Origin of the sequence: Helicobacter sp. MIT 03-1614, assembly GCF_000762925.2 — a bacterium.
In the GTDB taxonomy this organism is placed as follows: Bacteria; Campylobacterota; Campylobacteria; order Campylobacterales; family Helicobacteraceae; genus Helicobacter_C; species Helicobacter_C hepaticus.
The window spans coordinates 37,576-52,206 of record NZ_JRMS02000012.1 but is presented as its reverse complement, the minus strand read 5'-3'; the positions used below and the strand labels follow the sequence as shown (position 1 = coordinate 52,206).

General features: G+C 34.1%; 19 protein-coding genes. 15 read left to right on the top strand and 4 right to left on the bottom strand.

What is annotated here, in order from left to right; translation table 11 throughout:
* The 5 genes from LS66_RS08940 to LS66_RS08920 all read left to right on the top strand — a co-directional run.
* A partial coding sequence (locus LS66_RS08940) for a YopX family protein (protein WP_236097019.1) occupies positions 1 to 399 on the top strand: 399 nt, incomplete at its 5' end.
* 4 nt (positions 400 to 403) lie between these two features.
* Positions 404 to 700 (top strand): hypothetical protein, encoded by a 297-nt coding sequence (locus tag LS66_RS08935; protein ID WP_034342955.1) that lies wholly within the window; start codon positions 404 to 406, stop codon positions 698 to 700.
* Entirely contained in the window at positions 697 to 2,013 is a 1,317-nt protein-coding gene (locus LS66_RS08930) for an AAA family ATPase (protein ID WP_052057429.1), read from the top strand. Before LS66_RS08935 ends, LS66_RS08930 begins: the two co-directional genes overlap by 4 nt.
* 44 nt (positions 2,014 to 2,057) lie before the next feature.
* Positions 2,058 to 2,408 (top strand): hypothetical protein, encoded by a 351-nt coding sequence (locus LS66_RS08925; RefSeq protein WP_034367189.1) that lies wholly within the window; start codon positions 2,058 to 2,060, stop codon positions 2,406 to 2,408.
* The gene (locus LS66_RS08920; RefSeq protein WP_034367195.1) at positions 2,405 to 2,845 is read left to right on the top strand and encodes a virulence-associated protein VapD; all 441 of its coding nucleotides are present in this window, start codon (positions 2,405 to 2,407) and stop codon (positions 2,843 to 2,845) included. Before LS66_RS08925 ends, LS66_RS08920 begins: the two co-directional genes overlap by 4 nt.
* 93 nt (positions 2,846 to 2,938) lie before the next feature.
* On the opposite strand, the gene LS66_RS08915 is transcribed toward LS66_RS08920, so the two are convergent.
* The 4 genes from LS66_RS08915 to LS66_RS08900 all read right to left on the bottom strand — a co-directional run bounded on the left by LS66_RS08915 (position 2,939) and on the right by LS66_RS08900 (position 4,845).
* Entirely contained in the window at positions 2,939 to 3,415 is a 477-nt protein-coding gene (locus tag LS66_RS08915; RefSeq protein ID WP_034327726.1) for a hypothetical protein, read from the bottom strand.
* Positions 3,416 to 3,456: 41 nt separating this feature from the next.
* Positions 3,457 to 3,903, bottom strand: a complete 447-nt coding sequence (locus tag LS66_RS08910) for an EexN family lipoprotein (protein ID WP_034327728.1) — start codon at positions 3,901 to 3,903, stop codon at positions 3,457 to 3,459.
* On the bottom strand, positions 3,900 to 4,145 hold the full coding sequence (locus tag LS66_RS08905) for a hypothetical protein (RefSeq protein WP_034327729.1): 246 nt from the start codon (positions 4,143 to 4,145) through the stop codon (positions 3,900 to 3,902). Before LS66_RS08905 ends, LS66_RS08910 begins: the two co-directional genes overlap by 4 nt.
* 94 nt (positions 4,146 to 4,239) lie before the next feature.
* On the bottom strand, positions 4,240 to 4,845 hold the full coding sequence (locus LS66_RS08900) for a recombinase family protein (RefSeq protein ID WP_034327731.1): 606 nt from the start codon (positions 4,843 to 4,845) through the stop codon (positions 4,240 to 4,242).
* Positions 4,846 to 4,926: 81 nt separating this feature from the next.
* On the opposite strand from LS66_RS08900, the gene LS66_RS08895 reads away from it, so the two are divergent.
* From LS66_RS08895 to LS66_RS08855, 10 genes are read left to right on the top strand one after another with little or no spacing between them, the layout of a single operon-like run.
* Positions 4,927 to 5,199, top strand: a complete 273-nt coding sequence (locus LS66_RS08895) for a TrbC/VirB2 family protein (RefSeq protein ID WP_034327733.1) — start codon at positions 4,927 to 4,929, stop codon at positions 5,197 to 5,199.
* 15 nt (positions 5,200 to 5,214) lie between these two features.
* Positions 5,215 to 7,977: a VirB4 family type IV secretion/conjugal transfer ATPase gene (locus LS66_RS08890; RefSeq protein ID WP_034327735.1), complete on the top strand. Its 2,763-nt coding sequence runs from the start codon at positions 5,215 to 5,217 to the stop codon at positions 7,975 to 7,977.
* Positions 7,970 to 8,713, top strand: a complete 744-nt coding sequence (locus tag LS66_RS08885) for a type IV secretion system protein (protein WP_034327736.1) — start codon at positions 7,970 to 7,972, stop codon at positions 8,711 to 8,713. Before LS66_RS08890 ends, LS66_RS08885 begins: the two co-directional genes overlap by 8 nt.
* Positions 8,713 to 9,783, top strand: a complete 1,071-nt coding sequence (locus LS66_RS08880; protein WP_034327738.1) for a type IV secretion system protein — start codon at positions 8,713 to 8,715, stop codon at positions 9,781 to 9,783. The genes LS66_RS08885 and LS66_RS08880 overlap by 1 nt, the downstream gene beginning before the upstream one ends.
* 2 nt (positions 9,784 to 9,785) lie before the next feature.
* Positions 9,786 to 9,941, top strand: a complete 156-nt coding sequence (locus tag LS66_RS10115) for a hypothetical protein (protein ID WP_156407288.1) — start codon at positions 9,786 to 9,788, stop codon at positions 9,939 to 9,941.
* Positions 9,938 to 10,702, top strand: coding sequence for a virB8 family protein (locus LS66_RS08875; RefSeq protein WP_138092073.1), 765 nt, complete (start codon positions 9,938 to 9,940; stop codon positions 10,700 to 10,702). The genes LS66_RS10115 and LS66_RS08875 overlap by 4 nt, the downstream gene beginning before the upstream one ends.
* The gene (locus LS66_RS08870) at positions 10,699 to 11,586 is read left to right on the top strand and encodes a TrbG/VirB9 family P-type conjugative transfer protein (RefSeq protein WP_034327741.1); all 888 of its coding nucleotides are present in this window, start codon (positions 10,699 to 10,701) and stop codon (positions 11,584 to 11,586) included. The genes LS66_RS08875 and LS66_RS08870 overlap by 4 nt, the downstream gene beginning before the upstream one ends.
* On the top strand, positions 11,576 to 12,916 hold the full coding sequence (locus tag LS66_RS08865; protein WP_052057431.1) for a TrbI/VirB10 family protein: 1,341 nt from the start codon (positions 11,576 to 11,578) through the stop codon (positions 12,914 to 12,916). The genes LS66_RS08870 and LS66_RS08865 overlap by 11 nt, the downstream gene beginning before the upstream one ends.
* Entirely contained in the window at positions 12,913 to 13,902 is a 990-nt protein-coding gene (virB11, locus tag LS66_RS08860) for a P-type DNA transfer ATPase VirB11 (RefSeq protein ID WP_034327743.1), read from the top strand. The genes LS66_RS08865 and virB11 overlap by 4 nt, the downstream gene beginning before the upstream one ends.
* Positions 13,899 to 14,603, top strand: a complete 705-nt coding sequence (locus LS66_RS08855; RefSeq protein ID WP_052057432.1) for a hypothetical protein — start codon at positions 13,899 to 13,901, stop codon at positions 14,601 to 14,603. Before virB11 ends, LS66_RS08855 begins: the two co-directional genes overlap by 4 nt.
* The last annotated feature ends 28 nt before the right edge of the window (positions 14,604 to 14,631 follow it).

Sequence of the window (14,631 nt, the reverse complement as noted above, 5' to 3'; positions counted from 1 at the left end):
AATAAGAATAAAAGGCTTTTGTATGCAGGGAATGAACCTATTGCGATAGGAATTTCAGAGTGTAGCAAACAGCCTTTCGTAACAGAATTTAATGAGCTTTTTGGACATCAAGAAATTAAAGATTGTGAAATTGAACTATGGATAAGGCTTAAAGATAAAAATGGTGTAAAGATTTACGAAGGGGATATTGTAAAGGCTAAAGAAAGAATTATAGACCCAGATTATCCAAAGGAAGCAGAGCTATTTATAGCAATAGTCAAGAAATATCACGATGATTCTATACCTTTGTATTTTATGATGTATAAAACAACAAATAATAATGATGTTTTTGATTTTGAATATTATGAGGTTGAAGTCATCGGCAATATCCACGAAAATCCCGAGTTATTAAAAGGTTAGAGAGATGAAAATCTACAATGAAAAACAAGAATGCGTAGGATTCTTGATGGCAAAAGATACAAAATCCTTTAAAATTTGGGATTTACTTGATACTAAAAATAAGAGAATAGCAACAATTCATCTATTCTTGTCAAGAGATAAAAAAGGAATCCTCTATATGCTAGATGATTTTCAAATAAGAGAATCGCTCAATCTAAAGGCAAAAGAGAAATTTACTATCCAAGCAGAGAATCCACAAGAGATTGAGCTATTTGGTAAAGAACAAATAGATATGAATTTCAATATAAAGGAGATACAATGAAAACAGAAAAAGTAGAAAATTTACCTCTGGTAAATGGAATATTTAGCAATTGTGCCAAGTTGGCTAGTAAGGAATATATGGCTCAGGCAACAGAAAGGTCAAAATGGTTAATAGATAACTTTTTAATGCGCGGCAGTTTAAATATGGTTTATGCCTCTGCAGGAGTGGGAAAATCACTTTTATCACTTGAATTAGCCTATTTTTTAGCTAAAAAGCCAAATGTATCAAAAGTCATTTACCTAGATGGCGATAATAGTGAAGCTGCATTAACTGCGCGCGGGTTAAATGAGATTGTAGAATCTAGCGGTGCAAAGCTGGAGTATTACTTTGTAAATCCTCATAAATATTTTAGTATCTTTAATAAACTCAAAGAATACAACCTAGAAAATGTCGTGCTTATCATAGATAGCATTCGCAACTTTATTAATTTTGATATTAAAGATGACATCAAGGTAACTCGCTATCTGCAAAGATTGCAAAAACTTAGAAGCAAAGGAGCGACTATTATTTTCTTGCACCATCAACCAAAACAATATGGTGAAGAGAATAATAAGATGTATAAAGGTGCAACAGCCTTTATAGATAGCGTAGATGAAGCGTGGTATGTATCAAAATCCTTTATTCAAAATAGTAACTCCAAAACTCTTAGCCTAGATTTAGAGCCACAAAAATATAGGTTAGATACAAAAGCACAAAGAGCAATTATAGATAATAAGACACATACGATATTTTTTCGTGATGATATTAGGATAGGACTAAGTCAAAAGCAGCAAATAACACTTGAACTTGCTCAAGAAGTTATTAATGCTAATCCAAATGGCATTATTCAAAGTGATTTAGCGAGACAAATAGTAAAGATTGCAAATGCAAATTACTATGAGATTGTAGGTAAAAATTCATTATGGAATTTACTTGCTGAATTTGAAAACAAACTCTTTAAAATCCATACTTTCACGCCAAAAGGTGGTGGTGTGCGAAAAATCTACACTCCACTTAATACTGCCATAGAATCTAAAACATCAAATAAAATCGAAACTAAAATAGAAAATACGCTCAATCTCATTAAAGCAGTCATCACGGAATCTAAAAATGGAATTGCACAAAAAGATTTAGCAGAGCTAGTTTGCAAAAAGGCGGCAAACAACTTAGAAATCGTGGGCAAAAATTCATTATGGAAGCTACTTGATAAGTATGATGGAGTGTTTTATAGGGCAGAAAAGACATATAGAAAAAGTGGTTATGGTATTACTAAAATATATTTGCCACTGCTAGATTCCAATAAAAGTATGAATAGTGAAATAATGGTGGGTTAATTTGCTATAATTGCCCATATATTTTGAAATTATGAGGAGAACTTATGACAGCACCTGCGACACAAAAGGCAATATTTGGCACACGATTTGAACTTGACGAGGAGAAAATCTTAAGAGAGAACATATATGACCTTGATATGATGTATGCAAAGATAGAGGAGTTTGCCACAAAAAGAGCTGGGCTAACAAAAGTCTCTAAGAATCACTATGAGTTTAGAGGGGAAAAGAATGCTCAAGCACATTTGGGGATTTTAGTGTTTAATTGCTTATCAAAATGTGATTGGTTCACTACAAATGTCAAAAGCTGGGAATGGCTAGGGGATAGCAATAATGAAAACTATGTGGGGGATATGATTGCATTGCTTAAAAAGGAAAAAATAGGTGTTTGGGCGTGAGTGAGAAAAAGCTTAAATCCATAGCCTTTGATTTAGATACCAAAGCCTTACAAGAACATTATATTAAGGGTGATTGGCATAACGCCTATAATGATATAGGCAGTTTTTTGCATAAACATCATTTTGAGCATACACAAGGCTCTGTGTATGATTCTACAACCAAGTTTAGTGATGATGAATTGGGCGTATTAATTTTGAAAATGAGTGATACACTCACTTGGCTTCCTCAATGTGTTAAAAGCATAAGAGGTTATGACCAACCCGTAATGATTGATTATACACAACAACTTAAAGATAGATTCACGCAAGATTTAAGTTTGGAAAACAAACAAAACTTAGCTATAAAAAGAATGAAGCAAAAAATTAATGAGATTGATAAATCAGGTAAGCTAAAAGAAATGCGTCCTAAAAAGAAAGATAGGGATATTGACCGCTAATTTTATATCATTTACAAATAATAATTAAAGCGTAATCAAGTATGATTATTCTATATTTATATTGAGCGTATATTGCTTGTAAAATTATAAACCTCAATTATTGTGTAGTTTATGCAAATAGTCTGAAACAACCCCGCAAAACTCCTTACCATTGTAGATATGATGAACTGCAATCTGCATAGATTCTGTATATTTATGGGTGATATAAATAGTGTAAGTGTTGAAAATATAAGCAAAAAAACCTTGTTTATAAGAAGAGCCACCACAATCGTGCCATAAAATTCCATTAACCCCTTTAGTCCAAGGAAGAATTCCTCTGTGATACCAAACTCCCCTCTCATCTATAAAAACATATTTTGCTTTCATTGACAATACAACTAAAAAAATAAAAATAGCCTCAAAAACAAAAAAACAGGAAAGTATAATTGTTTGGTGTGAAAAAAAACTAGAGCAAAACACAACTATAGCTATAAAAATAATATGTGCAAGTATCATCTCAACATATGCAACCCAAGAAAGTTTATACTTCTTGGAAAGATATTCTCCTTGTGTTACCTCATTTATGTCCATACTACATGTGTCCCTTTAACTAACCTATTCAAAATTTATGGCTACTTGCCTACATTTCTATACTTTTCTGCTATAGATTTTCTAGGCTTATTGATGACTTCCATACCGCCCTTTTCGGCAATTTGTATTCTCCCACACTCTACAAGCTCGGCATATCTACTATTGCCAAATTTCTTAAGCTCATCATCAGTTACTAGCCCATACCCTACAAATCCAAAATAATCCTTGCTAGGATGCTTCTCTTCACCACCACGAGATTTGTATATTTTTTGACTTATCCCCTCTAGTTCAGCAGCTTCTCCTTTTCCTTCCCAAGCTTCTGGTGAATCAAAAATCTTTTCAAATTTATTTTCACACTCTTTAAGCATTTTACCTAACTCTGCCTTTTCTAACTTAGAATATTCCTCTACACTTTTTACAGAATCTCCACAACCACTAAGCGTAAGTGTCGCTACCACCACTACGCTAAATACTACTATCTTTTTCATTTTTTCTCCTTATTTTGCTTATTTTTTTGCTCTTTGCGGCATTTATCTAAATCTAACAATGCCTGCTCTCTTTGTGGCATACTCAAGGTAGAATCATTAGCCTTTTGCTCAAGATACTCGCATTTTGAATAATCTGTTTCATCACCTAAAATCATTTTTTCTGTGAATTTTACATATTCCGCACAGCCACTAGATGCTAACATTGTTGCTATCACTACACTAAATACTAAAGCTTTTTTCATTGTTGTTCCTTATCAAAAAATAAAGAGTTGTAACCAAATAATACAAATGCTATTACAATATGGAATTAAAATTGAACGATTATTGTAGCAAAAATTAGATAATTTTTCTACTCTTTAAAAAATTTGTAAAACTTTTAAGTGTTTTATGGGTATAACCTAGCTTTTGCCATACTTGACGCTTAGATTCTCCTCTATTTAGCAGAATCTTAATCTTGTCTATATCCTTATCGTATTCGCTACTGAAGCTACCCTTTGGACGCCCTAACTTTTTGCCATTAGCCATTGCTTTTTCAAGCCCTGCCTTTGTTCTTTGACTTATAAATTCTCGCTCTGTCTCATCAATATAGGCATAGATAGCAAGGAGCAATTTAGCATAAGCACTATTAAATGTGCTAAGTTCAGGTTGCCTAAGAAAAATCATTTGCACACCATTATTGCTTAACTCTAGCACTAAGTTCATCACTTCTAACATACTTCTTCCAAGCCTTGAAAGTTCTACTACAATGAGCAAATCACCACGATTTAATTTTGTTTTTAATTCTCCTATTTTGCGGATTTCTTGACTCTTTTTACTGCTTTGCTCTATCTCTATGAATTTATCAATATGTATGTCATTTATTCTGCAGTATTCTTGAATTTGTAACTTCTGTGTTTGCGTATCCTGCTTATTTGTGCTAATCCTAATATATGCCAAATTCATATTTTCCCCCATTTTTAAACTAAATTTTAATTATATCAAAGGAATAAAAATCGTTCAATTTTAATTCCATAAGGAGTAAATATGATTAAGTTGTTTAATAGCGTGATTATAGCTATTTTATTGTTGCCTAGCTTTACATTTGGTGCAGGCGGATTAAATAAGGTAAATACTCTTATGACTAGCATTAGTAATGCTTTATATGCTGTGGGTGTAGTTGTTTTAACTATTGCAATTATGTGGGCTGGATTTAAGATTATGTTTCAAGGGCAGACTTTACGCGAAGTAGCTCCACCATTGCTTGGTGGGATTCTAATCGGTGCTGCAAGTGGTATTGCTGGACTTTTAATTAGCTAATTTTAAGGGTGAGGAATGGTGCAACCGCTATTTAAAGGATTAACTCGTCCTGCATTATTATTTGGCGTTCCTATGTTGCCTCTTTTGGCAACATTTGGGTTATTACTTTTAATAACTTTTTGGACACAGAGCTTTGCCTTATTATTTCTTGCTATTCCTTTATTTTTTATAGAAAAAGCAATGGCAAAGAAAGATCCTTATATTTTTCGACTTTTTATGCTAAAGGCAATGTTTCTAACAAATCCATTTAGCAAAAAATTTCATAGCGTTAAAACATACTCTGCAACAAGTTACACCAAAAAGCAAATGGCAAGAGCAGAAGTGCCAAAACTTAATATAATAGCCCTTAATAATGAGCCAAATTTTGAAAAGCTAATTCCTTATTCAAGCATTATTGCACCAAGTGTGGTAATGACAAAGGATTACTTGCTTTTAAGCACTTACCGAATTGATGGTATTTGTTTTGAGGCTGAAAGTGATATAAATCTTTCTTTTATCAATGAATCTCTTAATATGTGCTTTCGCGCATTCAGTAATGAGCCTGTTAGCTTTTATTTTCATAATGTCCGCCATAGAATCAATGATAGCCTAGATTCTGCATTTGACAATCCTTATTTAAAAGATGTTGATGAGAAATATAAGCAGTCTTTTAAAGATAAGACACTTTTAAAAAATAGTCTTTTTATTACTATTATCTACTCACCTCTTGGGCGTTTGGATAAAGGGGTATTTAAAAAAGCAAGTGTAAAAGACAAACAAAAGCAACTTACAAGTTTTCTTTATATATTCAAAGAATACAAAGCAAGATTTGAAAGTAATATCAAGCAGTTTGGTGTTGCTCTTTTAGGAGAATATGAGAAAAATGGTATTAAGTTTTCTAAGCAGCTTGAGTTTTATAACTATTTAATAGGTGGTAGATTTACACCCACTCGCATTTTGGATATGCCATTATATGAATATCTAAGCGGTGGATTAAATAATATTTATTTTGAACATAAGAGCGCACAAATAAATTACAATGATGATACTTACAAATTTTGTAGAGCTATTGAAGTCAAAGATTATTCAAATACTACTTATGCAGGGATTTTAGACGCATTAATGTATTTAAATTGTGAATTTACTATAACTCAAAGTTATATTCCACTTTCGCAAATAGAGGCAAAATCTGCTCTTAAAACACAGGCAAATCAACTAAAAAGTGTAGAAGATGATTCTATATCCCAAACCGCACAAATAGAACAAGCTTTAGATGATTTGGCAAGTGGAGAAATTGGTTTTGGCAATTATCATTTTGTTATTATTGTTTTTGGAGATAGTTTAAAAGAATGTAAAGACAACACAAACCAAACTATTACACTCTTAAATGAAATAGGGATTTTAACAAGCATTGCAGAAATTGCATTACCAGCAAGTTACTTCTCTCAAATGCCTTGTAATTTCGCTTTTCGCCCAAGAATCCACAAAATCAGCACTGCAAATTATTCAAGCCTTATTGCTTTACATAATTTTAGCAGTGGCAAAAGAGATAAGAACTGCTGGGGCGAGGCAGTATGTATGCTTAAAACACCAAATAAAAGTCCTTATTATCTTAATTTTCATCAAAGCAATAATAATAAAGATGATTTTGGAGAGTTGTTTTTGGCAAATTCATTGATTTTAGGGCAAAGCGGTGGTGGAAAGACGGTGTTTATGAACTTCACTTTTAATCAAATGCAAAAATACAAAGACCCGAGCACTTTTCCTGAATCTACCCCACTAGATAAGCGTAAATTTACAAGTGTTTATTTAGACAAAGACTACGGAGCTTTGGGGAATATTCTTTGTGCTGGTGGTAAATATATAAAAATAGAAAATGGGAAACCTACAGGATTTAATCCCTTTAAGGTGGAAGCCACACAAGAAAATCTAAGAACATTAAAAGGCTTAGTAACAATGCTAGTTACGCGCAAGGGAGAGTTTTTGAATGCTAAAGAAGAGAAAAAGCTAAGTGATGCAGTGGAATTTATTATGAGGGAATTTAAAAAAGATGAGCGCAAATACCCCATTTCGCTTTTATTGGAGAATCTAACAGAAGATATTAATGATGATAACTCTCTTAAAGCAAGGTTAATGGCATTTAAAAAAGGTAAGCAATTTGGTTGGGTGTTTGATAATGAAAATGACATTTTAGAGTTTAGTGATGAAATAAGTATTTATGGCATTGATGGGACAGAGTTTTTAGATGATAAAGATATCAATGGGATTCTAAGCTATTTTATTTTGTGGCGCGTTATGAGTTTAGCAGATGGGCGTAGGCTTGTTATTGACATAGACGAAGCGTGGAAATGGCTAGAAAATGAAGTGGTTGCAGAGGAGGTAAAAAACAAGTTTAAAACTATAAGAAAACAAAATGGTTTCTTACGCCTTGCTACACAAAGTGTAGAGGACTTCTTAAAACTTCCTATTGCAAAAACTTTAATAGAACAAAGTGCCACAAAGATTTTCTTGCCAAATCCTTTAGCAAAGGCAGATGATTATATAAATGGACTAAATCTTAGTGAAGATGAATATCAAATCATTAGAGATTTTCAGCCTGTAAAAAGACAATTTTTAATTAAGAGACAAGATGAGAGTGTCATTGCTACTCTTGATTTAAGCACTCTGGGCAAGGAGAATCTAATGATTCTTAGCACAGGTGCTTCTTATATAGATACGATTGAAAATATATTTGATGATAAAGAAAAAAGCCTTGAGGCAAAAATAATCGCATTAAAGGAGGTATATAGAAATGCGTAACAAGAAGTTAGTGGGAGCAGTGGCTCTGTGGATAGGGTTAAGTATAAATGCAAATGCCATTCCTGTAATTGACCCAACCAATTTGGTGCAAAATACCATAACTGCAATACAACAAATAGCAAGTTATGCAAAGCAAGTGAGTGATTCAGTGCGTCAGATTCAAGAGTTTGATAAACACGCTACTGAATTTACTAATGAAACGCTGGGGCTTGATGATTTACTAGGGGATATAAATAATATCAGCAAAGATATAAATGATATTTATAAAGCCAAAGAGGATATGGAGCAATTCAACAAAGAAGTGCTAAGCGACCCACAGGGTTTTTTTAACGATAAATATAAAAAATACACAGACACCTATAATCTTTACGATAAGTGTAGTGGGCTTAAAGACGGCGCACTCAATATTTGCCTAAGAGATAGAATCAATTATGCTGCAGGGATAAAACAGCATAGCGACTATGGAAATATTATTCGCAGATTGCAAAAACAATTAGATAAACAAATCAAAGAATTTGATAGAGCAAGCAGCCAAAAAGATAGAGAAAATGCAGCTTTGGCTATTCGTGCTACACAGGCAGAAATGGAAAAAGCAAAAGCACTTAATGAGTTAGATTCACTTGAATATAGAAATAATGAGCGCATAGTGCAAGAGCAAGAAGATGAACTTTTTCTAAAGAGTCTTAATACAACATATTCAGTAGCAGAAAAGTATAGAAATGTAGGATTAAAATAATGGCAGATTCTTCACAAATGTTCACAGGCATAGGTTATACCATTGAAAACCTACTCTCAAACCTGCAACAAATGAGCCTTAATAACAAAATGCAACAGCTTCAACTTATAGTTAGTGCAATTATAACGCTAAGTATTATGTATAAAGGTTATATGGTATTAGCAGGAAAAAGTCAAGACCCTATAAGAGAGCTTGTATGGGATTTAGGACGAAAAGCATTTATTTTATCCTTTGCTATGGGAGCTGGAGTTTGGCTTAACTATTCTATTGAAGCGGTTAAAGGGATTTATGAATGGGCTGGTGGTGGCATAGGCTTTTATCAGCAACTTGATGGGCTTGTAGATGCTGTATTAAAATATATGGCAAGTCTGTGGAAAGAAAGCGGAATGAGTGCTGGAAAAACTATTATGGCAGCATTTATGATAGTCATCGTAGGGATATGTTTTGTTGCGATTTGTTTTGAGTTATTTTTCTCTATTATCGCGTGCAGTGTAAGCAATACATTCCTTATTATAGTTTTACCCCTAGCACTTTTTTGCCTAATGTGGAATCAAACAAAGCAAGTTTTCACACAATGGTGTCAGCTCCTGCTTTCAAATACTTTTACACTCTTATTCTTGTTTATGTTTATGTCATTTTGTCAATCGGTTTTGGAACAAGTTTTTAGCCTTGAGGCGTTAAAGGAATTTGATTTAAAAAATATTCTTTTGCAAACATTGGAAGTAACGCTTATGTGCTTTGTGCTAGTGCAAATCATTAAAGTCATTAAATCTCTTGCGCAAAATCTCGCACAAGTCAGTCTAGATTCTGCTATGAGTGGTGTTGGGGCTTCACAAGTAGCTGGGGCAGTAGTAGGTGGAGCAACAAGAGGTATAAATAAAGCAGCTATTGGTGGAATAGGTGGATTAACTGGGAAAAGTGTAGGTTCAGCTATGGAAAAGGGTGGTTTAGCAGGAGTAGCAGGCAATCTTGCTACTAGTGGTATGGTTGGAGGGATTGGAGTAGCAGCCACTGGAGCAAAAATGGCTGCAAGTGCAGGTAAAGCTCTATTATCAAAAATGAGAGGTTAAAAATGAATATAAATCTAAAATCAATCTTGGCAGCAAGTTTCATAGCATTTTTATTTATGGCGTGTAGCAATAAAGAGGCAAATCCTTATGATGAAATCTTTAGTGATAAACATAAATTTGTCCCTATTAATACCAAAGAGCTAAAGGAAGTTAAATGAAGCAAATCATAGAAAAACTCAAAGCCCTATTGAATACTAAACACAAAGAGTTTGATAATGCAGATTCTAATGAATTTAATCATTCATATGAATATGATATTCAGGGTAACTATAAGGAAGCTTTAGATTTTGAATCTAGTTTGCGCTATATGATAGAACAAAGTAACAAGAGAGCTTATTTATTTGCTGTTTTTTGTGGTGTTTTATCTGTATTAGCAATCATAGCAGTAATGCTTCTAACACCATTAAAAACTACCGAGCCATATCTTGTTCGCGTGAATGACACTACAGGAGCGGTGGATATTATAAGCATTTTAGATGTTCAGCAAATAAGTAATAATGAAGCCCTAGATAAACATTTTATAAATAGCTATGTTCGTGCAAGAGAGGGTTATTTCTATGATATGTTAAATAGAGATTATGAACTTGTTCTTACTTTAAGCAGTGATAGAGTAGCAGCAGATTATAAAGATATTTATAAAGGTGAAGACGCGCGAGATAAAGTTTTTAAAAACAACATACAAATTAGCGTTGATGTCCTATCAATTGTTCTTACAGAATCTGCTGGGGTAAAAACTGCCACGATTAGAACAAATCTAGCAATTAAGAATCTAAGTAATAGAAGCATCATCAATCAATATCGCATTATTACTCTTAGCTATGAGTATCAAAACCTAGCATTTAGAGAAAACTTGCGACATATCAATCCACTTGGCTTTAAAGTTTTAACTTACAGAATAGATGAGGACATAAAACGATGAAACAGATAGTATTAATTTGCGTATTTATTGCGGTTGGTTTTGGAGCAAGTGTGCCTACTAAGAGTAGCTTTGATTCAAAGATAGCCTATGCAGTGTTTAACGCACAAGATGTGCTAACTATCACGGCAGCAAATGGCTATGTAAGCGTGATAGAGTTTGCTCCAAATGAGCGAGTAATCAATATTGCAGCTGGATTTAGTGAGGGTTGGGAGATTGTGGATAGAGAAAATCTACTCTTTATCAAGCCAAAAGCAGTAACAACTAAATTTGTGCATAATCCAGACCCTATGTTTAATGGAGCTGAAAAAGAAATGGTGATAGACCCTATACCGCAGACTTGGAAGACCAACTTAATTGTAACGACAAATGCTAATTTTTATGTGTTTGATTTAGTTTTAAACGCCAAGAATAAAGTTTATAAAATGACTTTTACCTATCCTCAAATGGAAGATAAAGCAATACAAAATGCTCAAAAGAGGCTTGATAGAGCCATAGAAATTGACAAACTGCAAAAAAGCCTTAATCGCACGGCAGTGCCTCGTAATTGGGATTATTATATGAGAGTAAATAATGGTGCTGATAACATCGCCCCTGACTTTGCATATGATGATGGTGTATTCACTTATCTTGGATTTGACAATACAAAGGTGTTCCCAAGTGCATTTGCTTACGATAGAGAGGAGCAAATAGTGAATCAGCACATTAAAAAAGAGGGCAAATTTTCAGTTCTTGTTATTCATTCTATCCATAAAAAGATTCTGCTTAGAAGCGGTGATAAATTAGTCGGCATTTTAAACAAAGGCTATGCGTTAAATCCATTACCAAAAGCACCAGAGACAAGTAATGAAACCGAAGTAAAAAGGGAGCTTTTAAATGGAAAATAGAGAGGCAAATAGCAATGTTCTCTTAGAAAGTGAGGGTGGAAGTAAGCGTATAATAGGCGTAGTAGCAATAGTAGGCGGTGCGTTATTTATCTTGTTGTTGATATTACTAAGCTTGAGTTTTGGTAGTGATTCGGGTGATAAAGAAAAAGATGAAAACAACAAAAATGCCCTCAATATGCTTAATGCAAACAATAATGACTTAGGTAACGAAGCTGAATTTGGGCAGGACAATGGCTTTATGGAGGTTGAATCTAGTGGTAAAGGGTTATTAAATGATTTGGGTTTAGAACAAAATAGCAATGACTTGGTTGATAGTGTAAAAAACAATCAAACATTTGAGCCACAGCTAACTTTTAATGAAAATTTTGGCAATCAATCCCCAAAGGAAGAACAACCTTGGTGGCTTACAAAAGATGGTTTTATGAAGCCACGAATTATAAAAGGTTCTAGTGCTGGAGTAATAAGCCCACGCGGTGGCGAAGCAGCAAAAGAATCTAACGAACAACAAAAGAAACAAGATAAGCTAAACCCAGCAGAAATGGAGCAAAAGACACTTCAAGCATTAAATAATATGCTAGACCAAACCAAAAATATAGATTATAACGCGCTAATGAGTGCAAATGCTGAAGCACAAGCTGCTGCTGGTTTAAGTGGTATGGATTTTGGCAGTGATACTTCATATAGACAAAATACCGACTTTAAAGGTGAAGTTTATCAACCTACAAGTGCATTTTATAGTCCATTTAATCAATCATTGCTCTTACCTAAAAACACTTATATCCCTTGTAGTTTGCAAACTAAAATTGTAAGTGAATTAAAAGGGAGTATAGGCTGCATAGTAGCAAGTGATATTTATTCAGCAAATGGACAAACACTTTTAATAGAAAAAGGCAGCCAAATAAGCGGCAGTTACACAAATGCAGATGTAACAGATGGTAGCTCAAGGCTTTATGTGATATGGAGTGAGATAAGAACACCAAATAATATTGTTATTCCTGTGGATAGCGGTGGAGTAGATGCTCTAGGTGGAGCAGGTATTGAGGGTAATAGGGATAACCATTATGCAACAAGATTTGGTGCTGCCATTCTACTAAGTGTTATTGATGGCACAATTAAATCACTTGGGCAATATGTGAATGCCCAAATTGCGCCAAATGCTCAAATGTATAGCCCTATGCAAGCAAATCAATTGGCAAATACAGCTCTGCGCCAAACTATAAACATAAAACCTACTATTTATCGTAATCACGGCGACTTAGTCGGAGTGTATGTCAATAAAGATATAGATTTTAGTAAGGTGTATCAGCTGCGCCTAAGGAGCAAAAAATGAGTGTAAGTTTGCAAAAATATGCTGATAATTTATTTGGCAAGTATTTAAAAGAAGATTCAATCAATGAGATTTGCTACAACGGAGATGATCTTATTTGGTTTCAAAATACAAGTGGCGAATGGCAGTGCGAATCTACACATATAACCTATGAAAATGCCGAAGCATTTGCTCAAGCAGCTGCAAGCTACAAAGAAGACCAAATAGACAAGGCAAGACCTATTCTAAGCTGTGTATTGGTAAGTGGCGAAAGGGTGCAAATCGTATTGCCTCCCGCAAGTAAAAAAGACCATATTTCAATCACTATTAGAAAACCTAGCCGCACAAGATTTGTAATGAGTGATTTTTCTAAACAGGGACTCTTTAGTGAGATAAAGCCAATTAGCCATACTTTAAGCCAAAAAGATAGTGAGCTGCTAAGCTTATATGAAAAAGGTGAGTATGAGAGATTTATAAGCAGTGCTGTCGCCTATGGCAAAAATGTAATTATCTGTGGCGAAACAGGTAGCGGTAAAACCACCTTTATGAAAAGTCTCATAGATTTTATTCCGCTAGATTCAAGGCTCATAACCATTGAAGATGTGGAGGAAATTGTATTTTTTACACATAAAAACTTTGTGCAACTTTTTTATCCAAGTGAAGCAAAGAGTGATGATTTCTTAAATTCAGCAACACTTCTTAAAAGCTGTTTGCGTATGAAGCCTGACCGCATTTTATTAGCAGAGCTTCGTGGAGCTGAAACCTATGATTTTATCAATGTTTTAAGCTCTGGACACGGAGGAAGTCTTACAAGCTGCCACGCTGGGAATAGCGCAGATTGCTTTAAACGCCTTGCAATGATGATATTGCAAAATCCTCAAGGACAAAAAATACCTTACGAACAGATTATGGCAATGCTACAAGACCTCATAGATGTAATTGTCCATATTTATGCACACAATGGAAAGCGTAGGATTAGTGAAATTTATTTCAAAGAGGCTATGCGATGAGTGATAAAGAAAAACAAGATTTACAAAACAAAATACTAGAGCTTGAAAATTATGTCAAAGAAACAAAGCAAAATATAGCAAAGGCTGAAGAAAATATTAAACAATGTGAAAAAGCTATACAAACATTAAAAGAAATTGCTTGGGAGAGAGAATCCAAAAAAGAAAGTAGCAAGATGTATAAAGTGCTAGAGAATGAAAAGTCTAGCACAATTGTTAAAGGTAATGTAGGTGATGTAGTGGTTGATAGGGAGTTTATGGAAAAAGAAATACACAAACATCTTGATAATCCAGCCCTAAGAGGAATGGTAACCACAGAAGAAATGCTTTCTTTTCCTAAGGTAGCTAGGAATGTGGGAGCGGAGTTTAATGCGGAATATCAGGGCTACAATTGGAGGGTTAAAGCCAATGATGAGAGTATTATAAATTATGGAGAAAGAGATTATGGAAAAGGACATAGATTATTAACAGCTCATTCAAGGACAGAGAGGGGTGAGCGAGGTCAGCCCCACCGACAGATTAACGACCTCAATTTTCACAACTCTGCCAATGAAAGTATAGCACAAAATAAAACCAATCTCACAAAAGTTTCAGAATCTGCACTTAAAAGAATGCAGCAAAAAATAGATGCAGTTGCACAAAAAGGCTTTAGCAGCAACACAAAAGCTAAGCAACAATCTATCGACAAAGGAAAAGATAGATGAAATGTGCAAACTTAATCATACAAAAGGA

Bases quoted from the DNA above. Each gene is read 5' to 3' on its own strand.
- LS66_RS08855 (WP_052057432.1), top strand. From the start codon at position 13,899: ATGAGTGATAAAGAAAAACAAGATTTACAAAACAAAATACTAGAGCTT.
- LS66_RS08865 (WP_052057431.1), top strand. From the start codon at position 11,576: ATGGAAAATAGAGAGGCAAATAGCAATGTTCTCTTAGAAAGTGAGGGT.
- virB11 (WP_034327743.1), top strand. From the start codon at position 12,913: ATGAGTGTAAGTTTGCAAAAATATGCTGATAATTTATTTGGCAAGTAT.
- LS66_RS08930 (WP_052057429.1), top strand. From the start codon at position 697: ATGAAAACAGAAAAAGTAGAAAATTTACCTCTGGTAAATGGAATATTT.
- LS66_RS08890 (WP_034327735.1), top strand. From the start codon at position 5,215: ATGGTGCAACCGCTATTTAAAGGATTAACTCGTCCTGCATTATTATTT.
- LS66_RS08935 (WP_034342955.1), top strand. From the start codon at position 404: ATGAAAATCTACAATGAAAAACAAGAATGCGTAGGATTCTTGATGGCA.
- LS66_RS08915 (WP_034327726.1), bottom strand. From the start codon at position 3,415: ATGGACATAAATGAGGTAACACAAGGAGAATATCTTTCCAAGAAGTAT.
- LS66_RS08895 (WP_034327733.1), top strand. From the start codon at position 4,927: ATGATTAAGTTGTTTAATAGCGTGATTATAGCTATTTTATTGTTGCCT.
- LS66_RS08900 (WP_034327731.1), bottom strand. From the start codon at position 4,845: ATGAATTTGGCATATATTAGGATTAGCACAAATAAGCAGGATACGCAA.
- LS66_RS08905 (WP_034327729.1), bottom strand. From the start codon at position 4,145: ATGAAAAAAGCTTTAGTATTTAGTGTAGTGATAGCAACAATGTTAGCA.
- LS66_RS08875 (WP_138092073.1), top strand. From the start codon at position 9,938: ATGAAGCAAATCATAGAAAAACTCAAAGCCCTATTGAATACTAAACAC.
- LS66_RS08880 (WP_034327738.1), top strand. From the start codon at position 8,713: ATGGCAGATTCTTCACAAATGTTCACAGGCATAGGTTATACCATTGAA.
- LS66_RS08925 (WP_034367189.1), top strand. From the start codon at position 2,058: ATGACAGCACCTGCGACACAAAAGGCAATATTTGGCACACGATTTGAA.
- LS66_RS10115 (WP_156407288.1), top strand. From the start codon at position 9,786: ATGAATATAAATCTAAAATCAATCTTGGCAGCAAGTTTCATAGCATTT.
- LS66_RS08910 (WP_034327728.1), bottom strand. From the start codon at position 3,903: ATGAAAAAGATAGTAGTATTTAGCGTAGTGGTGGTAGCGACACTTACG.
- LS66_RS08885 (WP_034327736.1), top strand. From the start codon at position 7,970: ATGCGTAACAAGAAGTTAGTGGGAGCAGTGGCTCTGTGGATAGGGTTA.
- LS66_RS08870 (WP_034327741.1), top strand. From the start codon at position 10,699: ATGAAACAGATAGTATTAATTTGCGTATTTATTGCGGTTGGTTTTGGA.